Annotated in this window: 16 protein-coding genes and 2 pseudogenes (1 of these 18 only partly in view); 6 read left to right on the forward strand and 12 right to left on the reverse strand. The window is 36.8% G+C overall.

Features of this window, described 5'->3' with window-relative positions; genetic code table 11:
• Together EDM02_RS05460 and trhO are read left to right on the forward strand one after the other, a co-directional pair.
• Positions 1-2136: pseudogene (locus tag EDM02_RS05460) on the forward strand (ATP-dependent Clp protease ATP-binding subunit); the annotation flags it as partial.
• 100 nt (positions 2137-2236) lie between these two features.
• Positions 2237-3043 carry an oxygen-dependent tRNA uridine(34) hydroxylase TrhO gene (gene trhO, locus EDM02_RS05465; protein WP_123663727.1) on the forward strand — a complete coding sequence of 269 codons (807 nt, stop codon included), beginning with the start codon at positions 2237-2239 and terminating at the stop codon, positions 3041-3043.
• Positions 3044-3200: 157 nt separating this feature from the next.
• Here trhO and EDM02_RS05470 read toward each other — a convergent pair whose 3' ends face one another.
• On the reverse strand, positions 3201-4742 hold the full coding sequence (locus EDM02_RS05470) for a leucine-rich repeat domain-containing protein (RefSeq protein WP_123663729.1): 1542 nt from the start codon (positions 4740-4742) through the stop codon (positions 3201-3203).
• Positions 4743-5236: 494 nt separating this feature from the next.
• On the opposite strand from EDM02_RS05470, the gene EDM02_RS05735 reads away from it, so the two are divergent.
• Positions 5237-5404 carry a hypothetical protein gene (locus tag EDM02_RS05735; protein ID WP_184891166.1) on the forward strand — a complete coding sequence of 56 codons (168 nt, stop codon included), beginning with the start codon at positions 5237-5239 and terminating at the stop codon, positions 5402-5404.
• Positions 5405-5724: 320 nt separating this feature from the next.
• Positions 5725-6723 carry a nuclear hormone receptor DNA binding domain-containing protein gene (locus tag EDM02_RS05475; RefSeq protein ID WP_123663731.1) on the forward strand — a complete coding sequence of 333 codons (999 nt, stop codon included), beginning with the start codon at positions 5725-5727 and terminating at the stop codon, positions 6721-6723.
• Positions 6724-7231: 508 nt separating this feature from the next.
• Here EDM02_RS05475 and EDM02_RS05480 read toward each other — a convergent pair.
• The 10 genes from EDM02_RS05480 to EDM02_RS05520 all read right to left on the reverse strand — a co-directional run bounded on the left by EDM02_RS05480 (position 7232) and on the right by EDM02_RS05520 (position 21821).
• Positions 7232-8275, reverse strand: coding sequence for an esterase/lipase family protein (locus EDM02_RS05480; protein WP_123663733.1), 1044 nt, complete (start codon positions 8273-8275; stop codon positions 7232-7234).
• 57 nt (positions 8276-8332) lie between these two features.
• Positions 8333-9079, reverse strand: coding sequence for a 3-oxoacyl-[acyl-carrier-protein] reductase (gene fabG, locus EDM02_RS05485; protein ID WP_123663735.1), 747 nt, complete (start codon positions 9077-9079; stop codon positions 8333-8335).
• Positions 9080-9124: 45 nt separating this feature from the next.
• A complete protein-coding gene (locus EDM02_RS05490) occupies positions 9125-12538 on the reverse strand; it encodes an HD domain-containing protein (protein ID WP_123663737.1) in 3414 nt (1137 codons plus the stop codon).
• A 269-nt stretch (positions 12539-12807) separates the two neighbouring features.
• Positions 12808-13071, reverse strand: coding sequence for a ribonuclease P protein component (locus EDM02_RS05495; RefSeq protein ID WP_123663739.1), 264 nt, complete (start codon positions 13069-13071; stop codon positions 12808-12810).
• A gap of 32 nt (positions 13072-13103) precedes the next feature.
• Positions 13104-13241: a hypothetical protein gene (locus EDM02_RS05740; protein WP_184891167.1), complete on the reverse strand. Its 138-nt coding sequence runs from the start codon at positions 13239-13241 to the stop codon at positions 13104-13106.
• Positions 13242-13283: 42 nt separating this feature from the next.
• On the reverse strand, positions 13284-13442 hold the full coding sequence (gene rpmH / locus EDM02_RS05500; protein WP_123663741.1) for a 50S ribosomal protein L34: 159 nt from the start codon (positions 13440-13442) through the stop codon (positions 13284-13286).
• Between the two features lie 116 nt (positions 13443-13558).
• Positions 13559-13975 carry a tRNA (adenosine(37)-N6)-threonylcarbamoyltransferase complex ATPase subunit type 1 TsaE gene (gene tsaE / locus EDM02_RS05505; protein WP_123663743.1) on the reverse strand — a complete coding sequence of 139 codons (417 nt, stop codon included), beginning with the start codon at positions 13973-13975 and terminating at the stop codon, positions 13559-13561.
• Between the two features lie 30 nt (positions 13976-14005).
• Positions 14006-16105 (reverse strand): MutS-related protein, encoded by a 2100-nt coding sequence (locus EDM02_RS05510; protein ID WP_221179619.1) that lies wholly within the window; start codon positions 16103-16105, stop codon positions 14006-14008.
• Between the two features lie 212 nt (positions 16106-16317).
• Entirely contained in the window at positions 16318-18636 is a 2319-nt protein-coding gene (topA, locus tag EDM02_RS05515; RefSeq protein ID WP_123663747.1) for a type I DNA topoisomerase, read from the reverse strand.
• Between the two features lie 167 nt (positions 18637-18803).
• Positions 18804-21821 (reverse strand): tetratricopeptide repeat protein, encoded by a 3018-nt coding sequence (locus EDM02_RS05520; protein WP_123663749.1) that lies wholly within the window; start codon positions 21819-21821, stop codon positions 18804-18806.
• Between the two features lie 1202 nt (positions 21822-23023).
• On the opposite strand from EDM02_RS05520, the gene grxC reads away from it, so the two are divergent.
• Entirely contained in the window at positions 23024-23932 is a 909-nt protein-coding gene (grxC, locus tag EDM02_RS06095; protein WP_317614983.1) for a glutaredoxin 3, read from the forward strand.
• Between the two features lie 175 nt (positions 23933-24107).
• Positions 24108-24865, forward strand: a protein-coding gene (locus tag EDM02_RS05530) for an IS5 family transposase (RefSeq protein WP_123663761.1) whose coding sequence is annotated in 2 segments (ribosomal slippage) — positions 24108-24446 and positions 24449-24865 — 756 coding nt in all. Because the reading frame shifts where the segments join, the coding sequence is not laid out codon by codon here.
• A 78-nt stretch (positions 24866-24943) separates the two neighbouring features.
• Here EDM02_RS05530 and EDM02_RS05535 read toward each other — a convergent pair.
• Positions 24944-25841, reverse strand: a pseudogene (locus tag EDM02_RS05535) (IS4 family transposase) (it continues 246 nt past the right edge of the window).

Here is a 25841-nt window from a genome sequence, read left to right on the forward strand (position 1 = left end):
CGTTATGCTAAGAACCTTAATGAACTGGTTAAAGCGGGTAAAATAGATCCTGTGATTGGCCGTGATGAGGAATCACGTAGAACATTGCAAATTATCTCACGCAGGACTAAAAACAATCCCTTGTTAATTGGGGAAGCTGGCGTAGGTAAAACTGCCATTGTAGAGGGATTGGCCCAACGTATTGTAGCAGGTGACGTACCTGAGCATATTAAATATAAAGTTATTTTTGCCTTAGATTTAGGTCTTTTGATTGCCGGTGCAAAATACAAGGGTGAATTTGAAGAGCGACTTAAAGCGGTCATCAAAGAGGTCGTAGATTCCAATGGGGCCTATATGCTCTTTATTGATGAAATACACACCCTCATTGGCGCAGGTTCCTCTGGAGAAGGCGCTATGGATGCAGCTAATCTATTGAAGCCAGCATTGGCTAGGGGAGAATTGCATGCCATTGGTGCCACTACTTTAAAGGAATATCAAAGATATATAGAAAAAGATAAAGCCTTAGAGCGTAGGTTTCAAGTAATCTTAGTGGAAGAACCTAGTGAAGAAGATGCCGTTTCTATTTTAAGAGGTATTAAGGAAAAATATGAATTGCATCATGGCGTACGCATCAGAGATAGTGCCGTGATAGCTGCTGTGCAGCTTGCTAGCCGTTATTTGCCAGAACGTTTTTTGCCTGATAAGGCCATTGATTTAATGGATGAAGCCGCCTCTAAACAACGTATTGTATTGGATACCATTCCAGTGGATTTGGATCAATTACAACGCAAAATTACGCAGTTAGAGATCGAAAAAGAAGCCATACGTAAAGAAAAAGATACATCAAAGCTAGAGGCATTGGCTAAAACCATTGCTGATTTAAATGAAAAACGAGATGTCCTTAAAGCAAAATGGGAGCATGATAAGGCCATTATCCATGGCATTAGCCTACAAAAAAAACAAATTGAGCAATTGCGTTTAGAAGCAGAACAGGCAGAAAGAGATTTTGATTATGGCAAAGTAGCAGAGATTCGGTATGGGAGGTTGGCAGAAGCAGAAAAAAAATTACAAGAACTGCAAATAGCCGTGGAAGCATTGCGCGATGCTACGCCTCTATTTAAGGAAGAAGTGGGACCAGAAGATATCGCTAAAATTGTTGCGCAATGGACCGGTATCCCTGTTGCACAAATGTTGCAAGATGAAAAAGAAAAGTTACTAGACTTAGAGCAATTTTTAAGCCAACGGGTGGCCGGTCAAGAGGAAGCCATTCAAGCCATTGCCGATGCGGTACGCAGAAGCCGTGCAGCCCTACAGGATCCACGGAGACCTATTGGTTCTTTTATTTTTTTTGGCACCACAGGTGTAGGTAAAACAGAACTAGCCAAAGCACTAGCACATTGCTTATTCAATGATGAACAAGCAATGATACGTATAGATATGTCTGAGTATCAGGAAAAACATACAGTTAGTCGATTGATTGGTGCACCACCTGGCTATGTAGGGTATGAAGAAGGCGGACAGCTTACAGAAGCGGTACGGAGGAGACCTTATTCCGTTATATTATTGGACGAGATAGAAAAAGCGCATAGCGATGTTTTTAACATTTTATTGCAGGTATTGGATGATGGTAGGCTCACCGATAACAAAGGTCGAACAGCTAGTTTTAAGCATACCATTATCATCATGACCAGCAATATGGGGGCGCATCTTATTCAAAATAGATTTGCGGATATAACAGACTTTCCCGAACCAGCGTTGTTAACGCAAACCAAAGAAGAGGTTATGCAGTTGCTGCAGCAGCTATTGCGTCCAGAATTTCTCAATAGAGTGGATGAAATTATTCTATTTCATCCACTTTCCAAAAGTGTTATTAAGGATATTGTACGTATTCAGGTAGAAAAACTTAAAGCAGATCTGCAAAAAAATGGTATTACCATAACACTAGATGAGGCACTCCTAGCGTATTTAGCGCAGGAAGGCTATAGTATACAATTTGGTGCAAGGCCATTGAAGCGCTTGATGCAACGGTTTATATTGAATGCGTTATCTAAAGCATTGCTTGCGGGCAGTATTGTAAAGGATCAACCTATTTTTATTGGTTATCAAGAAGGAGAGGTAGTGTTTCACAATATAGATATAGCTGCTGTAAAGGCATAAATGTTTAATGGTGCTTTTATTAAAGTATAATTTCGGTAACTTTGAGTAAGTTTATCATTTGTATGCATACCTGTATATACGAAGATCATCAGCACCTGATATGTTTAAAATAGTCACCTTATACAAATTTGTACCACTACAGGACCTAGCAATACTACAGCAGACCCTGAAATCCATATGTAAAGAACTAACGGGAACGCTGCTTATAGCTTCAGAAGGCATTAATGGCACCATTGCCGGTTTACCTGCTGTATTAGACCATGCAATGACTCAAATTCTAGATATTCCAGCATTTAATGAGCTTTGGTATCAATACGCTAAAGCAAATTGTAAACCATTTCGTCGCCTAAAGATTAGGGTTAAAAATGAAATGGTAACGATGGCTAAAGCGGAAGCACAGCCCCTGCAATTAGCTGGGCACCATGTCTTGGCTAAAAATTGGCATACTATTTTAGATCAGGCAGCTGTTGTAATTGATGTTCGCAATCATTACGAATGCCGAGTAGGCAGCTTCGAAAACGCTTTACACCCGAACACTACTTACTTTAGTGAATTTCCTACCTTTGTTGACAACAACTTAGTTGCCTACAAGGATAAACCCATTGCTATGTTTTGTACCGGTGGCATCAGATGTGAAAAAGCTTCTGCTTACATGCTTGCACATGGCTTTCAAGAAATTTACCAGCTCAAGGGTGGGATTTTACAATATTTAGCTAACGTCCGAGAAGATGAAACGAGATGGAAAGGAGAATGTTTTGTTTTTGACGATAGAATATCCCTAAGCCATGGATTAAAAAAAGGCAGCTGCTTACTTTGTTATGGCTGCCGTATGCCTTTAACCGATACGGATCTAGATGACCATTACCAACCTGGTATACGATGTAGGTATTGTCTAAAAGATAAATAAAATATAACTAAAATCGTGGCACTACTTTTCTATTCCTTTCCTTAATTGCTGTAGCTGCCTGTAGCAAACATTATTTTTAATAACATTTTAAAAATATGCTGTAGCTTACTCCTCTTTTTTATCGGAATTTTCCGTATCCTCATTTGTTGTATCCTCTTCATCCATATCTGATATACTCCTCTTCATCTTCATCGGAATTTTCCGTATCCTCATCTGTTGTATACGCTTCTTCCTCCTCTTCGCCGGGATTTTCTATATCTTCATCTGTTGTATATACTTCATCCAATGGTGGCATGGATATTATATCTAAACCAGGCTTATCAGATTCATATTCTTTGATTGTTTTTTTTAATTGTCTATTAGATCTTGCTGCATTTAGATCTGAATTGTTTGGCATAATGGTACGTATACATGCTCTTTGTAACCCATGTTCATGGTACACGGTATCGTGCGGATAAGCAATGTTAGAATTAAACGACTCAACTAAGTTTCTTGAACCCTCAGGACCTAAGCAAAAAACGTTACGTATTTGTGTATCCCTTAACGCAGCAAGCAATTGTTTCATACTGCTTAAATCCCAAGAGATAAAACTACCTGTATCAAAGGACAAGCTGTCAATAGCTGTATGCTGAAGCGAAGAAAATGCTTTATCTAGGGTGGGCAATTCTACTGAGCCTAAATCATTCGAATCTAAATCTAAGCAACACAGGGTTGTGTTGCCCACAAGTGCAGGAAGCAAGACAGCTACATTATTTTCCAACTTGTTACACCCCAGTTTCAAATTTTCAATCTCTGTATGTTCGAGTGCAGAAAATGCTGTGCCCAATGTTTCCGCTTCCACTAGTCCTAAATCATTATCACATAAGTCTAACGTACGCACAGATGTACCCACAAACGCAGGCAATAGGGTAGCTACACTATTTGCCAACTTGTTACCACCCAGTTTCAAATCTTCAACCTTTGTATGTTTAAGTGTAGAAAATGCTGTACCCAACGGCTCTGTTTTCACGAGGCCTAAATCATTATTACATAAATTTAACGTGTGCACAGCTGTGCCTATAAGTGCAGGAAGTAAAGCAGCTACATTATTTGCCAACTTGTTATTCGCCAGTTGCAAATTTTTAATTTTTGTATATTTGAGGATAGAAAATGCTGTACCCAATAGATCTGCTTGCACCAGGCCTAAATTATTATTACATAAGTTTAACGTGTGCACAGCTGTGCACACAAGTGTAGGAAGTAGGGCAGCTACATTATTTTCCAACTTGTTATTCGCCAGTTGCAAATCTTCAATCTTTGTATATTTGAGTTTAGAAAATACTGTGCCCAATGCTTCTACTGCACCTAAATTAGCCCTTTTTAAACATAGACTACGAACAGTTGTGCCTTTAAGAGCAGCAAGTATTGCATACAGGTATTTACCTGATGAATGTACATAACGGCAATCTATTGTAAGCGTATAGCACGGCTCTTTACAGAGGTAAGCTACCAGCCTGCCTAGTAGATTTTGCAACTGAAAAGTGTACATGTATTTATTATGTAGCTCATGCAAATGTATATGTATATCGATATTTGGCTCAACCGTCCAGTATCTATTATTTTTAAGTTTATTTTCATTGACCAATTGCATGAGTTCCGGATCGTCAATTTTTTCTTGATATTTACATAAATATGTAGTTGAGCTACTTGCCAATGCCATGGCGTCTGAAGCACCTATACCTAGCCGTACCTTAGTACATCCACTGAAGACTAGGAATAAAATTAGTAAAAAATACATGATTGTTGTTTTAAATTAAATATATTATACTCTCTAGCATAGAAACGGCTGCTGCTTGATTTTTGGGGTTTCTTTTTGATTAAGCAAACAAATCTCTGAAAAATTAGAGCTAGGAAAAGCACAAGATAATTGTTTTTGACAAGAAAATTTACTTACAAATCCGCTTTGGTTAAATGAATAGTGCTGGTTAAGCCGGCTATTCCAACAGTTAAGCAGTTATCTTGATAATCTCCATTGAAAACATGTGAAAAGCAATCTAACTATAGATACATAGCTGGAAAAATCGTTCTGATTTACCGAAATACAAGTTTACAAAATATATTGTTAATAAACAAAATGAAACAGTATCCGTTCAAAAATCAGAACTCGCTCTACGGTTACTCAATGGATTTGGGAAGCTGGTAAGGCGCGCGAGGGTGAAGCGTACGCAGTATAGTACGCACTATGTGAGTTCGCCCCATGATGTATATGCATACATCATGGGAACCCCAAGTACGCTGAATCCCGAAGCGGAACAGGGGTCCCCACCAGATGATATATCTGGTGGGGTAAAGCGTAGCCAGCTTTTCAAAGACGAAGAGTAAGCTCAAACAGGGTGATTTTCTACTACCTTTCAGACTAAAATTTTCTAATCACAGCTTTGTTCAAGGTGCGTTTTTTATAATCTTGTATTATTATGCTATTTCTAATGGGTACGAACACGGATATGTATAAGCCACATGACTGAACGGATACGCTCTTCTAAAGGATCCAATATTTTGATTCAATAAAAAAAATACGTACAATTGTATTTCATCCTGGTAAAGAAACGTAATTATAAAAGGCGCAAAGGCAGCTTATAAGGTTTTAATGCTGTGGATGTATAATGTATATATAATTTTTTAAATTTAAATTGAATAAAATAATGAATAAAGTAATTTTCCATCTATTCTTGCTTGCCACGCTGGTTTTAACGGGATGCAATAGAACAGCTGGTCATCTGGGTATGATGCCAGCAAGTTCTTCTAACAGAGTAATGAATAACACCGGGGAAGAAGCCTTTCAGGACAATACCAAGTGCCAAGTATGCAGTGGCAGAGCTAAAAAAAGTAAGTGTTACAGAGCATATGTATGCGAGGCATGTAACCAGTTTTTTAAACGGTATGTAGAAATTGTAAAAAAAGGTAAAAAAGGTAAAAAAGGTAAAAAAGGTAGTGAATATATCTGCAAGCCCGGTAACAACGAATGTACAATCAATCAATATAACCTCCGCGGCTCCTGCCAGGGCTGTAGATTACGGAAGTGCTTGCGTGTAGGGATGAAGATACCAGACCCCAAGATAATAGAAAAAACCGGCGAGATTTGCCAAGTATGCGGCGATGACAACGCTAATGGTATTCACTATGGAGTAGAGACATGCGAGGGATGTAAACTTTTTTTTGGACGGTGGCATCTAAAAGGTAAACAACTTACCTGCAAGTCCGGTAAAAACACATGTACAGTCAATCAAGATGACGACTTCTGCAAGAGATGTAGACTACAGAAGTGCTTGGATGTAGGGATGGATAAAGATAAATCACAGCTTGGGAGACGTCCGAAGGATAAATCGACAAAAGTAGATATGCCTGTAGCAAAACGTCCTGGGGAACCTTTGAATAATAGCAGTAACAAATCGACAAAAGTAAGTAAGTCTGTAGCAAATCCGTCATCGTTATATGAACCTTTATCATCAGATTCAGAAAAAGAAAATGATTGCAATGTAGCTACTCCTGCTGCCTTTGATTACCATAATTACAATGCACCTACTATTGCTGCCTTTGATTATAATGATTGCAATGTAGCTACTCCTGCTGCCTTTGATTACAATAATTACAATGCACCTACTACTGCTGCCTTTAGACAGTCATCTAATGATTCTAATTAAACCCAGCATATACTACCAACAAGTAATATGATGTGCTTAAACACAAACGACGTAATTTCAGCTGGTAAAGGTTTATACTTGCAAAAGAAGTCTATTTTAAGTGTTAATCCAGATATTTTGCGTAGGAATGGTACATTTTATGCAGCTCAGTGGTGTGGCCTATGCGTATTTTTTCACGTTCGTACCAATTAGAAATAGCGCAATAATGTAAGTTTATAAAAACGCGCCTTGAACAAAGTTGTGACTAGAAAATTCCAAGCTACAAGGTAGTAGAAAATCAGCCTGTTTGAGCCCAAGGCCGCAGGCCTGGGCGAGTTCTGATTTTCAGCTTGTAGCCTGGAATTTTCAACAGCTTTGTTCACCAGCGCTTGATTTTTTTTGGCTACTTTTTTTGATCAAGCAAAAAAAGTAGCTTTAATTGCTGTAATCTATAAAATATGGCTACCACACAAGTGAACGGATACTGCTTTGCTGCCACGCAAGTGAACGGATACTTTAAGATACAGGCTTAAACAGGTAAACATGTACATTCCTTAATAAAGCTTATTAAATCAGTTAAAACCTGATGCGCATGAATAACCCTTTCTCCATATGCTACAAATAAGAAAGGATTGATCGCGATTAGATTATGAGCATGAATAAGATCTTGATAAATTTTGCTTTTTATATTGGTGCAATTGATAGTATAGGGCGCCATAGCAGTATTATTAGGCCCGTCGCTTGAATCATGTATAGCATATTCAGTAACATAGTTTCTGCACAATTGACTGGATAAGGATAGTAAGGTATCGTGTTTTTGAAAATGATTACCAGTTATATATCTAGAATATATCTGATTTAATTGAATCATTGTTTCTGTATATTGTTCTATAGGTTGTCTGATGTCAAATAATTTTCTAAAATCATCCTGATAGCTAGCTATTATTAAAATAGGTATACCATAAGCGCCATTATGTAAGAAATTGCCTACTGTTTCTATGCAACTGCTTTCTGGATGAAGATCTTTTAGGCCACAAAATGGAAATGTAAAACGAAAAGAAGGTTGCAGGTAAGGTAGCAGTAAAGATACCATACCATTGACTACTACAGTTTTATACAGCCAGCTTGATTGATAGCCAATGCATTGAAAACTTGCTTTGGCTTCAGACATAAATTCTTTGATTTCCTTAGGGTTGCGTTTTAACAATGCCACACCTTTTAATGGTGCATTTATAGCTATTATACCATTGATATTCAAATTATCGCTATAACGTTCTCCCAATAGCATAGCCACTACACCACCATGGCTATAGCCAATGAGGACAACGGGCAAAGTTTTGCTTGTTTGGTATTGTATGAACTTATCTTGGATATAAGCTAGCACTTTTTCAGCTTGTTTTTGGGTAGTTAGGTAAACGGAGCGCTGCCTTACTCTGCAAGACGGTTGTATGATAAGTACTGCATTTCCGAAAGTAGCCCGAAGCTTGTTTGCAATAACAGCTAATTCATTTTGGGGGGCGCCTAATCCATGTAAAAGCACTACTGCAAAAAAGGGTTTTGTAATGCTGTGCATGATAGCCTTTAAGTGAAATATTGTATCTGTTCCTCTGTGTGGTAGAAAGACCCGTAATTAGGTAAGCATACCACCATCTACTTGAATGACTTGTCCAGTAATATAGTTTGATGCATCAGAAGCCAAAAAAAGGGCACAATCAGCTACATCCTTTGGAAGTCCAATGCGATTAAGCGGAATGTTTTTTTTCCATACTTCTTGCAAGGGTCCGCTCAGCTTATCTGTCATAGCAGAAGCTATAAAACCGGGTGCAATAACATTGGCACGTATATTTCTACTTCCTAATTCTAGCGCAATTGATTTTGTAAAGCCAATTATACCAGCTTTAGAAGCAGCATAATTAGCCTGACCAGCATTTCCTCTAATGCCTACCACAGAAGCTATATTGATAATAGAACCATTGCGCTGTTTAAGAAAAGTTTGCATGGATGCTTTTACCATATTAAACACAGATTTTAGATTCACATTTAATACAACATCCCAATCCGCTTCAGACATACGCAACAGCAAATTATCTCTTGTTATGCCAGCATTATTAATTAATACATCTAAGCTACCAAATGTTTGTAATATATCTTGCACTACTTTAGCTGTAGAGGTAAAATCAGATACATCTAAATGAAATCCCCTTGTTTTAACACCCAGGTTTCGTAATGTCTCTTCCAGATTCATAATATCTGACTGATTAGCACTTAAATAGGTAAAAGCAATATGGCCTCCTGCCTCTGCTAATTTAACTGCAATGGCTTTTCCAATACCCTGAGAAGCGCCTGTAATAAGTATGGTTTTTCCGTATAGATTCATAATAAAAAAATTATAGAAAATTGACCTTTCACTTCTTTCCAATCGTTATATTAAAGCAATATTTAACACTTTAGAAGCATATATATGCAACGTATGGGCTACCTTAGTGAGATGCATTGCCTGTGCCAATGGCACATAAAATTCTTGAATCAGTGTTGCCTTTTCTATCTGTTTTTCAATACTATGCCCATGAATGGTTTTTGCGTTATGTAAAACATCTGCCAGCTTCACAAGAATAGCATTATGATATTTATCATTAATGATACTTTTGATATAGGCAGGGTAATCATTTTTTCTTAGCGGCAGATGTTTTTCTATAAGCTCTACCGTAAACAACATCTGGGTAATATTTTCTCCTAGTATAGTAGTTAATCCAGCCTCTGTCAGGGGTGTGTTTTGTACTACATCATGTGCTAAACCAGCAATAATGACATGGGTATCCTCCGTTAGATCTAGTAAAATAGTAGCCACGGCCATCGGATGTAGGTAAAACAGTTCTCCTGTTTTTCTTTTTTGTGTAGCATAATAGGTTTTAATTAATTGCAGGACATCCATGATATTCTGAACAGCAAGCCCTGTGCCCTTCACTTTTTCAAAAAAAATGGCCTCTTGTTGCATGCTTATGGAATCTGGCTTTACGCTCTGGGTATAGACCACAGGTGAAAAAGCAGCAAATGCTTTAGTGATTTCTTGTAAGTTTACAGGTATTACGTATAAATGCGTGATACCTAAATCAGAATGGGTAATATCACAGTAACCATAATGAGCATTTACAATATGGTGACTTTCAGCATTTAATTGATCTTGCTCTTTTTCTTTGTTTAATATTTGAACATCTGCCATTTCTACTACCTTGTATAGCGGAAGAATAGCTGGGCGTTCCGTTGTAGTGGTAATCATAAAGCTGACCGCATGTACTTTTTGTATTTTACCGTGCAAAAGTGTTAACCTATAACCTAATTGCGTATCATTTATATAAATAGAGATATCCCTTCTTTTGTTGCTATTCATCGACTCATATAACTTACAGGAATATAAACCATTTATAATTAGGCTTTTTATACGTTCTATGTCACATTGTATGTAAAGATGTTCTGTATGTATGGTTACATATGGAGAATGATAAATATCATTAATTTTTATAGCGTTGAAACATTCAGCTAATAATTGATCAATACTAATCCAATTCGTTTCTAAATAGAGATTATGCTTTAAATAAGAAAAAATACTGTCAAAATATTTTTTTAAACGTATAGATTGTTTTTCTATAGCATAAGCAAGATTATGCTTATGCTCCTTGGATGTAAGCAACCGAAGGAGTGTATTATGTAATTGCTTTATCACACAATCACTTTCATAAGCAAGCGCTGCCACTTGTTGTTTACTAAAAAATTGTCTTGCATTTTGCTCCTCCTGGCTACTTCTTAACTCTTGTATGGTTACAAGAAGTTTTCGTAGCCGTTGCTCATGGCTCAACAAGCTTCCTAGCAAAATGAATATCATTAATATAATATATACAACACTAATGTTTAGGTTAAAGAAAGCATCTATTAATTTTACGTTATTGCCAAAATAAAAAATCCATATCCATATTGCTATAATACTAATTAAGAATCTAAAAAATATAATTATCAAGGGACTGGTAAAAGTAGATAAGCAGATGTTTAGCATAAAAATAATGACTTGCAAATGCGCAAACTTACTAAGCACTACCATGCCACTACTCACTAAAAAAAGAAAATAAAAATTACTTAATGGCCATATTACCAACGCAATTTTGGTCAAATAGGACTTGGATGGGATAGACGCATAAGCTAAGAAAAAAGTAGAAACGAAAAGACTAGGGAAAAGAATAAACGCTTCTAATTTAGCGCTCCATATAGCATTACTCGAGAAGGTATATAAAGAACAATACGCCGTAACAGTAATATAAAAACTAAAAAGAACGTAATACAAATTATGTTTTGGTAATTGATTCTGAAGATAATCCATAAGATCAAATTTTGTAATCTTACGCAAGATATGGGCAGAAAACCTAGTCCATAATGAAACGAGTGCAAGCGCTTCTTCTTTAAAGAAAACAATAGCTAAGATATTACCATCAGATTTTTGTTTATATTTTTTTAAGAAAATGTGAGCAGTTTGTACAATTATAAGTGTACATAAATGCATTAAGATGTAGAAGAGTATCTGATGTATACCTAGGTTAGGCCTAAAATACTCTAAGAGTATAATGGTTATAGTAGTTATCAGCATGCCCATTAATACTGTATATCGATGCAGCTGAACGCCAAGTAAATGTATTAATAATGGAATACCTACAATAGGTTTAAATGTAACAATAGCCATATTCCATAACTGTAAGGGATCTTTAACATAAAGGGCAACCAGTGCTGCAAGCAAACCTATAGCAGCTGTATAGCCGCTAAAGTTCATTGCGGAAGTTTTATCCCTTTTAAACACATTTTGTATATCATTTACGACTAACACAGTAGCCCCATGCAGATATATATTTGCGGAGGACAAAGTTAAAGTTGCAACCGCTAGCATAAACAACCCTTTGACTCCCCAATAAGCATTAAAATAATGTAAGTACGTATTGGATAGATCCAGCTTATTGCTGTTTACTAATAGGGCAATCCATAGTAAAAACAAGTTTATGCTTAATGTAAAGAGCCCGGCATAATTAAAAGAACGTTTTATTTGGGTAGTATTTTCTGAAATTAAAACATGTTGAAATAGAGCAGGATTTAAGCAGGGTATAGCATAAGCGATAAAGAAAGTAATATAATGTCCAGTGGAACGAATATTGATTAAAGTATTCCATGAATTCTTAATGGTAAAAGCAAGGGAAAATTGGTCAGCATGACATTGGGTTATGAGATTTTTCCATAAAACCCAAGCAATAGTTGGAAATAATATACCAAAGGTAGCACAACGTACTGCACTGAGCAACGTTAATGATCTTATGCCATGTGATCCAATACTAAAGCTTATAAAAATAGCTGCCAAACATAAGGTATAATGTTCTTGTATATCCCAAGCACAGGATATAACTATGGATAGTATTTTTATCTGAAGCGCAATTACAGCAACATTATGGAGTAGCGCACATACGGCCACAACTTTTCGAACAGTTGTCCCATACAGTTTCCCCATAGTCTCTGCTATCGACTGGTTATTTAAAAAAAAGTATAAGCGGTGTGATAGTAGGGTGCCTATTATAAAGTAGCTTATGGTCCTCCCTGTAAAGAATAATAAGGAATATATATCAAAAGGAGTATAGAAAATACCTCCTCCATAAGACATCGTTAGAATGCTAGTTACAATAGCTGCTGTAGTAAATTCTTTTGAACCTACAGCATAATGCTGAAATGTGCTAACGCGGTAAATAGAAGCTATACCAATGCATACATTTGTCAATACAAAAAGAAGAAATACAACAATATCTAAATGCATACCTATCCTAATAATATATTACTGCAAAATGCTTTTATAGCAACTTTTTGCTTCCATACGTGGGGCCATAACACCCCCTTACGCTCGCTTTTCACAAACGAACGGCCACAACCCAACCATTTACTATATTATGATTACTATATTATGATGGTTTATATATGACTGCCTGCAAGATGGTTAGAACAGCAACAGCCTAAGGTTAAGTAAAGAACCCCAAATACAAAAAAAATAATAACTATCTTTCACTATTCAATGCTAATTCCTAAAGATTAGGTGATACCAAGCAAAACGCTCAAATGTTGCAAAGATGCCATAACCGCTCTATGCACAATAGGATATTGTACTCCCTCCTTTTCTCCAGTATACACATATCCTATTAAAAAGGCAAATTGCCGCTTTGAGGAGCATCCAGCCGTATCTAAAGGAAGATCAAGTATATGCTTATGTATGCGGTAAGCTTCCCTAAGTAACCGCTTTATTCTATTGCGTTCTACAGCAGAATGAACGATCCGCTTGGGAATAGAAAAAAGCACTTTGTGACACGCATTTTTATCATATGCATGCGTTAATAATGCTGCTCTTTTTTTTTTACATAAAAAACTTTAAAAGGATCGATCTGGAAGTAGCTGCCTGTCTGAAAAAGTATGTTTATATGCTTGCGATTGACCAACCGATCCCGTTTGCGCAATCTATTGGTTGCCATAAACTGGGTAGTAATAAAGTATCACAGAAGACCAAGCTCATACTAACGTTTATGTCTCATTTCATCAGAGACAGTTAATTTAGATCTTTCCTTAGCCCTTCTTCTAGCTAGCACTGCACGGCCATTAGCCGTTGACATACGTTCCCTAAACCCATGTTTATTTCTTCTTTTTCTAAGCGATGGTTGAAATGTTCTCTTCATGATTTATAATCCTTTATAACTGTTTTAATCCATAAAACGTTGACAATTTTTATATACAATTGCTAGATGGTACAGGAAATATAGCTTATGTTAATTTCCTATTATACTAAAATAAGTTAATAACTGCTGCAAATCAAATTTCTACTATTTGGGGTTGCGATTTCTAGTCTAATCAGGAAATGATGTTCAGGTAAAATAGGCTCAATTTTTGAGGGCCATTCTATAAAACAATAATAGCCAGAACTAAAATAGCTTTCAAAATCTAACGCAATCGCATCGCTTATACCATGCATGCGATAGCAATCAAAATGATACATACATCCATTATCGATCGTTTTATATTCGTTAATAAGTGCAAAAGTTGGACTGTGTACTACATCCATTACGCCTAAAGCGTTACATAGCCCCTTAATAAGGGTTGTCTTGCCAGCCCCTATGGGGCCTTCTAATAGAAATATCCTATGGCTGCCCGCCTTATGCAGCAATTGATGAATGGTATCTGCTAGCGTCTCCTCTATACTGGTTAAAATCATAGAGATATCCACTTTAAGCTGTTTACNTTCTTAAAGAACTTTACGAAAGCCCTTATGGAATTTTTCTGGATGTTTAGTAATATATTCCGCTTCTTTTAACAATTTTTGATCATACCCTGCCCGTTCAAGTAACTTTAAAGCGACTGTTTGGGTTCCCGCTCCTGGTACCACTTTATAAGTATAATGTAACTTTTTATCAATACCTTCCTGGACAAACACTTTAAAATTTCTAATGCCCCGTCCTGGAGCCTTATCCTCTAGGCCCAATAAAATTGGATAATGAGAAGCTACAATATGCAGTGCATTGGGGTATTGAGCCATAGCAGCAACGAAACTGTAAGCAATAGCGCCAGCTTCAGCTGGATTGGTACCCGCAAAAGGTTCATCAGCAACGGCAAAAATAAATTGATCTGGCTTAGCTTTTTCTAGCATGTTGACATACCTTTGCATCCGCTCTATTTCTACCATAAAGAGAGAGGCCCCTCTTGCAATATCATCCTCCACCTCTATATAGGTGTTAATCTTATTAAAAGGGGTAATAATTGCGTGTTTAGCAGGAGCGATCCCAAAAGTTTGACTAAGCAGTAGGCTCATCGCTACAGCAGAAAGAAAGGAGGATTTACCACCTGCATTGGGTCCACAAAGCACTATATTACGCGTCTTATGTGCATCCATTTCTACTTCATTATCTATAGCTACTGTAGGATCTAGTAGTGGGTTCCACATGCCATTGAACTGTATAGAGGGGGTGGTTTGTGTGGAACGATCTAAGAATTTAGTAAAAGTATAACAGTGTTTTGGACATGTTTCGCTGGCTTCTTCCATTAAAGTGGCAATACCCATAAAACTATCCAATCGGCCTAATGCATACATAGCTGGTTTTAAACAATTTTTATGTTCCTCAAACAAATTATAGGTAGCCAATAGCTTACCACCATTCCCACGTATATAGGACCAATTATCAAACTTCATATTTAAAAAGTTACGTACCATAATGCCTATTTCAGTTTGCTCTTTACTATGGGCCAATAGGGCCCTGATCTCCTGTAAAGAGGGACCATAAAGCGCTTCTAATTCGTGATGGCTTGCCACTATGTTACTTACCTGTTGAATCGTTTTCATAAAAAGTTGCACATCTTGCATACGGTTGGCTAGGTTCCGAAAAACAGTACTATATTCTTGATACTGTTTGACACCGCAATACCCTCGCCACACAGCTAACCCATGCGTAATAGCTACACCTGCAAAAGGTAAAAGGCTGGGGTTCTTGGCATCTCGATAATGAGATATAGCCTTTTTAATAGACCACCCTGGTATAAAGAAAGGAGCCATCTCATAGCTACTGTCTCTACTGGTAGAGGATCTAAAAAAACCTCCTTTAGCAAAGGCAGTCATCAAATAATGGAGTTCACAAGATAAAATTACAAATATGGGCAATGCAATAAATTCTCCATATATATCCCGGAAATTTCTAACAAAAATCCGAGTATTAAGCTTACGCTCTATTTTATTTACAGCAGGATTGTCCGAAAGAAACCGCCTATTCATATATGCCTGGTATTCTTTGGTAGCAAGCGGATCGGTATGGGTCCAAAAGGAAAGCAATCTTTGTTCTACGTTGTGGTAGGCTTCCAAAGATTGCTTTAAATCAGTTAAACATGCGGGATGCGCTAACAACCATTGCACGGTTTGTTGACGGTTAGCCAGTGTGGCTATATCACTTGTCGGGGTTACTAAAAGCGTAGCCAAGGCACATTCACCCACTACCGTAGCGGTCCGGTTTATACGGGACAATAAGTGATGAGCGGGATGGCTATCGGCACCACAAAAAAGAATCAAATCTGTCCACGCATTGTTATTTAATAGCTCCACGTCTGTTTCTAAAACATATGGTGTAATATCAGAAAATATCGTACGCAATAGAATCTTACGTTGGGTACTCTCAGCTAAATTTACCTCAACTGAAGGTAATACCATTTGCTGCTTTTGCTTAGTACTAGTAGGAGATAAAGGAACAGCCATTACAGGTGTATGGGTAATAGGAAAAGATTTTAGGTAATTACGTGAAATCTTTATAGCAATATTGTCATCATATGTCAAACGACGTGCAAATACCAAATTATTACCCATACAATTCAATAATAGGATAAAATAAAATATGCGCACTATTGTGCTATGGTTGTTACGCTTCATAATGGTAAAAATAAAATAGATGCTGGGAATTTTTGTAAGAATACCTTTTACAACTATTCTTTATTAGGGTAATATAATTATTTCATCTATTAAAAAAAATGAATGGACTGAACGTATAGAATCAATACTACCCATAAAAAGATCTTATGCTATGCCTTTTTGCCTTTTGGGAGCGTTGTATCTTTTTCTAAAAGCGTTAAACACTCTGCTAGAGTTAGTAACGTAGGATCGGTAATATCTTTGGGAATACGGATATTCTTCTTTCCACTTTTGACATAAGCCCCCCATCTTCCATTTAAAATCTGTATAGTGGGCGCTTCAGGAAAAGTTTTGATCAATTTTTCAGCATCTGACTTTCGTTTGTTCTCAATAACTTCTATTGCTCTTTGTGTACTGACCGTAAAGGGATCATCCTCTTTTGGTAGGGAATAAAAAAGTGCACCATGCTTAATATAAGGACCAAATTTGCCTATATGTATTACGAGCGGAAGTTCCTCAAAGACACCCGCTGTTCGTGGTAATTTAAAAAGATCTAAGGCTTCTTCTAATGTAATGGTTTCCATACGCTGCGTTTCCCGCAGCTTTGCAAAACGAGGCGCTTCTTCACGTTTGTCCGCTTCGATACCCAATTGCACCAATGGACCATACTTACCCAACCGAACGATTAACGAAGCATTGGTTTGTGGATCTTTGCCCAAACATCTGGTATAATTTACCATAGATCTGTCTACATCAGCAGTAGCCTGAACTTTAGGATAAAAACCACTATAAAACTCGGCCAACATCTGATTCCAGATCTTAGTCCCTTGTGCGATCTTATCTAGCTCTTTTTCCACATATGCCGTAAAATTATAATCGGTTACATCCGAAAAGTGTTTAATCAAAAAGTCATTTACTACTGCAGCGATATCGGTTGGAAAAAGTTTTTGCTTTTCTGTACGAACCGTTTCAGTTAATTCTTGGCTTTGAATCAAATTATTTTGTAAAGTTAATAGCTTATAGGCCCGGGGAAAGCCTTCTCGCGATGCTAAGGTAATATAGCCTCTTTTTTGAATGGTAGAAATAATAGGTGCATAAGTAGAGGGACGTCCAATTTCTTTTTCTTCTAAATCTCTGACCAAAGTAGCCTCTGTATAGCGGGCAGGTGGATTAGTGAATCTTTCTCGGACCAACATTTTTTCTAGGGGTAATGCTTGGTCTACATGCAATGGGGGCAACAGTCCCCCTTCTTCTTCTTCCTCCTCTTCCTCATCCTTAACGCGCGCATAAGCCTTAAGAAATCCTTCGAATTTTAATACTTCTCCTGTTGCGATAAGCGTCTGGTTGGTTGTAGAAATTTGAATCGTTGCCACAGTTTTTTCTATTTGCGCATCAGCCATTTGGGAGGCCATAGCTCTACGCCAAATCAGTTCATAGAGGCGCTGCTCATCTTTACTGCTACTAGCTACTTTTACCGAAAAATCGGTAGGCCGTATGGCCTCATGGGCCTCTTGTGCAGTGGATGATTTGGTTTTATAGTTTCTAGCATAGAAATAGGCTGTTCCATAGGTTGTGGTTACCTCTTTGGCTATATTTTGTAAGGCATCTTCAGAAAGATGTAGGGAATCAGTCCTCATATACGAAATTTTACCTGTTTCATAGAGTTTCTGAGCCAGTATCATGGTACGACTTACTGAATATCCGAGCTTTCTGCTAGCCTCTTGCTGTAATGTGGAGGTAATAAAAGGAGGGGCAGGAGATCGCTTTAATGCTTTCTTTTCCAATGTTTTAATGGAAAAAAGGGCATCTTTGCATTTTTCTAAAAAGGCTAATGCAGCTTCCTCTGTTTTGCATTTATCTGACCCCTCTGCTTTGAGCAATTGCCCGGTTGGTAAGATAAAAAACGCTGATATAGCAAAGCTAGCAACTGAAACGAAACGGTTGATAGCTCTTTCGCGTTCTACTACCATCCGCACAGCAACAGATTGCACACGGCCCGCAGAAAGGCCAGGTTTAATCTTCTTCCACAATAATGGAGATAGATCATACCCCACCAATCGATCTAAAATACGCCTTGCTTGTTGCGAATCAACCAAAGACAAGTCGATGGTACGGGGTTGATGCAAGGCGTTTAAAACTGCTATTTTAGTAACCTCTCTAAAGACAATGCGTTGCACTTTGTCATCTGTTAACTCAAGTGCTTCTTTTAAATGCCACGAAATAGATTCTCCCTCCCGGTCATCATCACTAGCTAAATAAACACAATCCGAAGATTGAGACAATTTTTTAAGATGTTGTACAATGCGTTCCTTTCCGGGCGTAATTTCATAACTAGGCAAAAAACCTGCTTCAATATTAATGGCATTATTTCCTTTAATAAGATCTCTAATATGACCATTAGAGGAAGCTACCTGATAGCCACTTCCTAAATAACGCTCAATGGTTTTTGCTTTTGCAGGTGACTCCACAATAACTAAATTTTTTGCCATGATATGGTTCGCTTGAAATTAAAAATTATAAACTAACAATATGTATGCATACGTAGATACCTTTTATGTAAATCCTATACATATCTTAATAAGATATTTCTTAGCAGCTAATATTACACAACCACTACGCGCATTTGTAAAAGTTTTGGGAATATTTAATTCCCTTTCTATTTTACAGGAAGATTTTTGACTTTTTTTAATTTGGACATCACCTCTGCTCTTTTTTTCTTAGCCAATTCGATATTTTTTTTATTTTTTGATTGGCTGATAATAGAATCCAAGGTAGCTTGGGCCTGAGTAAAATTACCTAAAATAATGTAATTATCTGCCATCAGTAAAAAAGCAGGATCTATATAGTTTTTATTATGCGGAAACTTTTCTATAAGCTCAAATAAAACATTTAACGAAGCCTTATAGGCTTTTAGTTTAAATTCTGCATGAGCCAACAGATATTGTGCTTCTGCTGCGATAGCGGTATATGGGGGTGTACTGGCTTTCAAAAAATGGCCCTTCGCATTTTTATATTCAGATCGCTGCATGGCAACTTTACCCAAATAAAGACGGGCTTGTTGTATAATTTCGGCAGGTATTTCCTTAGGATTATGCACCAATTGTAAACAAACGGGTATAGTAGTCTGATACTGTTTTATGGCAAAACTGGCTTTAATTAACCCTATTGAAGTACGATAATATTCTTTATTACTTAATTGCATTTGCATTTTATGTAATTTTTGGTAATAGATGAGCGCTTCCTGAAATTTATTGTTTTGGTAAGCAAGATCAGCTATTCTTAACCATACTTTTTTATGAAGCCCTGTTTGGCCGCTGGCTTCTACTTTTTTATAAAAATTTATAGCTTGATTGGTGTTATGAAGCCTATAATAACTTTCTGCCATTAACAAATAAACCTCTGGAAGGTATGTACTTTTAGGATACCGCTTATCAAAAGAGGTAAGTTGTTGCAATACTTTAGCATATTGCTCGCTGTAAAAGAGTTTTTTAGCCCTTTCCAAGGTATGGGTATCGGAGTGGTTAGCTAGCTGCTGGGCTACTTGGGTATGCTTTTGCAGATACTTATCCATTTTTTCTGGAGTTCCTTGCGCAGAAAATATATTAGATAGGGCCATGCATGCGCTCTCCACATTTTCATGGCTAGGATAGTGCTCTAAAATGGCTATATAATCCGCAGCAGCCTCTTCCATTTTATGTAAGTTTTCATAAGCAAGCGCTCGTTTCATTAGCCATTCTGGCTGTAGATCACTAGTGGAACACTTTTCTATCAGGTAAGTAAACTTTTGAATAGCTGCTTGGTAATTACCGGTAGTGAACAGCATACAGGCTTCCTGGAAAAGCGCTTTTTCATAATATTTGGTTTGTACATGGGTAGTAATAACTTCTTGTAAACATTGGGTTGCAAGAAGACTATTGCCCAATAACTGGTAAATTAATGCTTCTTGATAACGCACATGAGCAGGATGGTAGGTATAAACACTTTCATATCTATTAAGCGCTTGTTCATAATTTTTCTTTACATAATAACAGTCTCCTAACCGGAGGATCGCATCGTAATGGGCAGTAGAGGGTTGTTTCTCGGTAATGTTCACATATTGCTCAAAATTTTTGGCTGCATTAGTATAATCTCCGGTATTAAAATAGGCATATGCTAGCCCATATAAGGCCTTTTCGTGGTATAATGTGTTGCAGCTACCCTTTTCCATTACGGTTGTATAACATTCCAACGCTTTTTGATAGGCGCCCAGAGCTGAATAGGCTTCTCCCAGCCAAAATTGCGCTTGTAATGCTAAAGATGGTTTAAAAAGAAAAAGCAAGGATTGCCTCAAGCACTTTATAGCATCCTCTTGCTTGCCTTTATTATATGCTTCTAGCCCTTGGTAAAACAGTACTTTTTGGTATAGTTTTAATAGCATTTCATTTTTATAGGGAAGTGCAGCTATATAGTCTATCGCTGTTTGATAAGCTTTTGTTTTATAATAGCACTGAACCAGTAAGGCCTGCGCCATTGAAAGACTTTTACTGTCCTGATTTTCTTGAATAAAGGTATGTATAGATTGTATAGCTTCTGTAAAGGATCCTTGTTGGTAATATAAAGCAGCAAGTTTAATAGAGGCTAAATCACTTACTTCCAGATCAAATTTTTGCCTTGCAGCTAGGGAAAAAACATCTATTGCTTCTGGAATAGCGCCCTTTTTTTCATAAATCAGTCCGCTGTAATAAGCAGCAGCTTGACTTGCTTGGTCATCTTGATGCAGCAGTTGTTTAAAGCAAGCAAGTGCTTGAGGGTATTGTTGCGTTTCATATAACGCATGACCCAGTTTGGAAAGCGTTATCCTATCTGTAGCCGTTTCCTTATCTAAGTAAGCTTGGTAGTGGGTAGCAGCTTCTGTATATTGTTTAAGAAAAAAGTAGGCATCGCCAATAAGCAGTTGTTCTTGCTTGTTCAAGGATAGTGCTGGACAATGCTTTACATAAGCCAGTAGTGCGTCAAATGCACCAGCTCTATGGTGTACTTTGAGGGTTAAACTTCTAGCTTCTGGCAGATAATTTTTATTTTTACTTACTTTTTGAAGTGCAGCAAGTGCCTCATGATAATCTCCTTGTTCAAAAGCTATATAAGCCATACGTAACTGAGCAGGGTAATAATAAGGGCTATTTGTATTGGTAATGCTAGCAAATCCTTCTTTTGCCTTTAACCAATCCTTTAGCTGCAGATAGGTATTAGCCTGTTCATATGGGAATTCATCTTTATAATTGGAATTGAGGTACTCTGTTCTAATCTTTTGGTATAGCGATAGGCTTTTATGGAATGCGCCCTGTTCAGACAAAAACTTTGCTAAACGATAACGTATGGTCTCTATGTGAGGGCTGTTTGGATAATGTATCATAAAATGTTGCACAAGCATTTCTATATGAGGATCCTTATTTTCCAAAGCGGATAAAATAACATAATAAGCAGCGTGTTCTTGCTTATACTTTTTCCACGGGCTGGACAAATAGCCTTCCAAGCACTTTTGAGCTGCTCCATATTGATGTTGTTCAAAAAGCAAAATGCCTTCATCCAAAATAGATTGGGCAGGTTGCAGGGCGTAATGGCTGGTTATGGCCAACGTTTGGTATGGTATAGTGCTTAGGAACACTAAAATAACAGAAAGTATGCGTTGCATCATTATTGCATTAGGTTTAGTAATTATTTTTTTTTATACCATGCTGTGATTCTTATATGATTCCTTATAATAATATAATACATCTCTTTATATCCCATTTAATTTTATCCCATTTAATTTAGTAGTTATTTCCTTTAGTTATTTCCTTTAGTTATAGTTTTAGTTATAGTATAGTTTATTTATATAACTTGTTTATTCAGCTTGTTCATAAATGGGACTACGTATGCATGTAAGATTTAGTGTACATATCATAAACTGCCTACTCTACGCAAAATAAGAATTTATATGTTGTTTGTAAGCTTTCTTAGTTATTATTTAACAGATTTGTTATGATTTTATTGCGATAATTTTTTATTGCTAGCGGTATCCTATGCATAAACTAGCTACCCTATGCACAAAAGAGAAAGATACTATAATTTTTTTTGTACAGTTTATATAAAATCAGGCATTTCGGTAAGTAAAAATAATAAAGTATGTAAAAAATTACACAAAATTATGGGAAATGCATTGAAATTATTTTTATATTTTAAATTAAGAAAATATATACGCTATATTAATTAGGACAGAACATGACTATTCTTTTCTAAGTCTTACAGGTATCCGTTCAGTGGTGTGGCCTATGTGTATTTTTTCACGTTCGTATTTAGAAATAGTGCAATAATGTAAGTTTATAAAAAACGCGCCTTGAACAAAGCTGTGATTAGAAAAATTCAGTCTGAAAGGTAGTAGAAAATCAGCCTGTTTGAGCCCAAGGCTGTAGGCCTGGGCGAGTTCTGATTTTCAGCTTGCAGACTGAATTTTTAACAGCTTTGTTCACCAGCGCTTGATTTTTTTTGGCTACTTTTTTTGATCAAGCAAAAAAAGTAGCTTTAAAAGATGTAGTTTTTAAAAAAAAATGGATAAAATCATCAATAATCTATAAAATATGGCTGCCACACCACTGAACGGACAATGGCGTCAACTTAAGGTTTAGCTGTTATTGATAACCAAGTAGAATAGGAGGGTAGGCTAATCATGAATTGCCTTAAGTTGACGCCATTGACTGAACGGATACAATAATGTTTTTAACATAGTGCTAATCCAGCATGCATGTTATTTACGAATAATTATTATTATAGATTCCATTATCTATCTCTTCTATTATTTTTATTTAATTATTAATTTTATTTAATTTATTTAAGAGAGGACCTTTAAAAACTGTGAAAATGATATTTTTAAGTTACGGCGTGATGTGGATTTTTTTTGGTGTATTGGTATATACCAATTTACCTACTCGCTATACCATTGGCTATATGGTACCTACCATTCCCTATTTAGCTACCGCTAAATTAAAGAAAATTGTTACCACTACTCATCAGCCTATTGTATTAGAAAAAGAGATCCAAGCTATTGAACTGTTTGACCAGTCTCCTGTACTGATTATGGCTGTACGCCGTCCGGGATGTGCCTTTTGTCGCAAACAAGCCAGTCTATTAAATAATCTGAGTGATACGTTACAATCCCGAGGCGTACGTTTAATAGCTGTATTTCACGAAACATTAGGCGTAGACAGCTTTTGGCCAAATCTCCAATGGGATCTATACTTTGATATGGAAAGGCGTTTTTACGGTCCCAAAGAACGTTGGCTCCCTCTATGGCATGGGGCATTGCGCCTTTCGACATATTGGCATACCTATAAGACAACTACATCTGGTTTCAAAGGAGATCTAAATGGAGAAGGGCGGTTATTAGGTGGAATGTATCTGATTCACAAAAATCAGCTTCTTTTTGCACATTTAGAGGAGGCATGGGGAGATGAAGTGAACGTAGATGCCTTAAAGCTGGCACTTAGTAAACTAAAATTAACCAAAATGAATAATGTTATGCATAATATTACTATTTATACTACTAAAACTTGTCCCTATTGCATACGGGCCAAAGCACTACTGCAGCAAAAAAATCTAATATATACAGAAATTAATGTAGAAGATGAATCAGAAAGAGCTAAAATGATAGAAAAAACAGGAGGAAAGCGTTCTGTTCCGCAAATTTTTATTGGAGATCAATATATAGGTGGTTGTGATAATTTGTATGCACTGGAGAAAAAAGGAAAGTTAGACGAGCTTGTGTCGTGAATGGTTTCTGCTAAAATTTAAACAAGTTTACTTGTCTCGTATTCGTATATTAAGCCGCTATAACTAGGGCGTGTGAACAAATAAAGGAAATAAATCTAGCCCTAAGATAGAATAGATATACTAATATTTTTATATTAGTATCAGTTACATTTATACAAACTAAAATTATATTATGATGCGACGCTATGGACTAAGTGATTCAGAATGGGATCAAATTAAAAATCTTTTACCTGGACGATCAGAAACGGTAGGGGTAACAGCTAAAGATAATCGTTTATTTGTTGAAGCAATTTTATATCGTTATAGAACTGGCATACCCTGGAGAGATTTACCAGCCCGTTTCGGGAATTATCGTTCAGTACATATGCGCCATAGTCGTTGGAGCCGTAAAGGAGTTTGGGAAAAAATATTTCAAGTTTTATCTACACATAGTGATAATACTTATACAATGATAGATTCTACGATAGTTAAAGCGCATCAGCATAGTGCTGGTGCTAAAAAAAAAAGGAAGAGAATCAGTCTATTGGACGTAGTTCTGGAGGATGGAGCAGTAAAATACACGTAATTTGTGATGGGCAAGGTAAACCTACCGCATTGCACTTAACAGCAGGGAATTCGCATGATCTAGTAGGATCTGATGCATTGCTGATGCAAATACAATCTACTACCCTGATTGCTGATAAAGCTTATTATGCACGTGATCGGTTTATTGAAAAGCTAAAAGCAAGAAAATGTAAAGTAGTCATACCACCAAAAGTAAACTCTAAAACAGAAAAAAAATATGACAAAATAATTTATAAACGAAGGCATTTAATAGAAAATTTTTTCGCTAAACTCAAACAATTTAGAGCAATTGCTACCCGTTATGATAAAACAGCTAAAATTTTCTTAGGCGCTATCCATCTAGTAGCTTCATTAAGTTGGACTATTTGATGACAGGCCCGCTATAACTAGTAAGCTAAAACATGAGTATCCGTTCATCCAATGGCGTCAACTTAAGGGAATTCATGATTAGCACACCCTCCTAAAGACATGATGGCGTTTAGGCTTATCCACCTTGTCACGACTATATAATCGCCCGGGTCGGATTTTCACTTTAGCTCGTATGCACACTCTATCAAAGAGTTTCTGAAAGCTTTTAGTTGAGCACTTCCCAATCAGCACTTGATGCATTTTTTGACGCATCACACCAAACAAAACTGAAAAATTCAAACGATACTCATTTATTTGCTCTGGTTTCCAGGGACCTTGAGCATCACACATATGCAGTGCCAATAAATTACACATTACTAAATGAGCCCAAAATTCCTGTAATACAGCTTCTAAATATATACCAGAAAAATTCTCTAGTTCTGCACTTATCTTTAATCGTTTATAACACTCTTCTATATGCCACCTCAAAGCATAAACTTTACTAATGCTTTCCAGGGTAAATTGTGCTCTGTCAAAAAGTGAAGTAACCAAAACTTCTCTTTTGCCATTGGATAACATAAACGCTACGACTCTTACTTTCTGGCTGATAGTTTTATCCTTATTTTCTAGAACTAGATCAAAATCTGATTCGCCCGATGCAACCCGCTCCCATAGCTTAGTATAATTTTTTTCTTGTACACGAAAAATAAAATCTGTTTGACATGCATAATGTTGTTTGATAAACTTTACTGAAGTATAACCACGATCATAGATACATAATAATTTATCTTGTTTTAATGCACGCATTTGCTGAACAATTTCAGGGAGTTGTTCTTCTGCTAATGTGCGTTCTCCTATATTCCAAGGTACAAGCCGAGCATTACAAATCAGAGATGTAGATAAATCAACAAATAGTGAAACCCTGGCTAAAGGGGGCACAATTCCGTTTGTGCCATTTGGTTTAAAAAGACCAAACTCCGATATGATTTCGGGTGAA

The organism is Candidatus Cardinium hertigii (assembly GCF_003788695.1).

Bases quoted from the DNA above. Each gene is read 5' to 3' on its own strand.
- fabG (WP_123663735.1), bottom strand. From the start codon at position 9,079: ATGAATCTATACGGAAAAACCATACTTATTACAGGCGCTTCTCAGGGT.
- EDM02_RS05490 (WP_123663737.1), bottom strand. From the start codon at position 12,538: ATGCATTTAGATATTGTTGTATTTCTTCTTTTTGTATTGACAAATGTA.
- EDM02_RS05470 (WP_123663729.1), bottom strand. From the start codon at position 4,742: ATGGCATTGGCAAGTAGCTCAACTACATATTTATGTAAATATCAAGAA.
- rpmH (WP_123663741.1), bottom strand. From the start codon at position 13,442: ATGAAGAGAACATTTCAACCATCGCTTAGAAAAAGAAGAAATAAACAT.
- EDM02_RS05740 (WP_184891167.1), bottom strand. From the start codon at position 13,241: ATGGCAACCAATAGATTGCGCAAACGGGATCGGTTGGTCAATCGCAAG.
- EDM02_RS05480 (WP_123663733.1), bottom strand. From the start codon at position 8,275: ATGCACAGCATTACAAAACCCTTTTTTGCAGTAGTGCTTTTACATGGA.
- tsaE (WP_123663743.1), bottom strand. From the start codon at position 13,975: ATGATTTTAACCAGTATAGAGGAGACGCTAGCAGATACCATTCATCAA.
- EDM02_RS05475 (WP_123663731.1), top strand. From the start codon at position 5,725: ATGAATAAAGTAATTTTCCATCTATTCTTGCTTGCCACGCTGGTTTTA.
- grxC (WP_317614983.1), top strand. From the start codon at position 23,024: ATGATATTTTTAAGTTACGGCGTGATGTGGATTTTTTTTGGTGTATTG.
- topA (WP_123663747.1), bottom strand. From the start codon at position 18,636: ATGGCAAAAAATTTAGTTATTGTGGAGTCACCTGCAAAAGCAAAAACC.
- EDM02_RS05510 (WP_221179619.1), bottom strand. From the start codon at position 16,105: ATGGGTAATAATTTGGTATTTGCACGTCGTTTGACATATGATGACAAT.
- trhO (WP_123663727.1), top strand. From the start codon at position 2,237: ATGTTTAAAATAGTCACCTTATACAAATTTGTACCACTACAGGACCTA.
- EDM02_RS05520 (WP_123663749.1), bottom strand. From the start codon at position 21,821: ATGATGCAACGCATACTTTCTGTTATTTTAGTGTTCCTAAGCACTATA.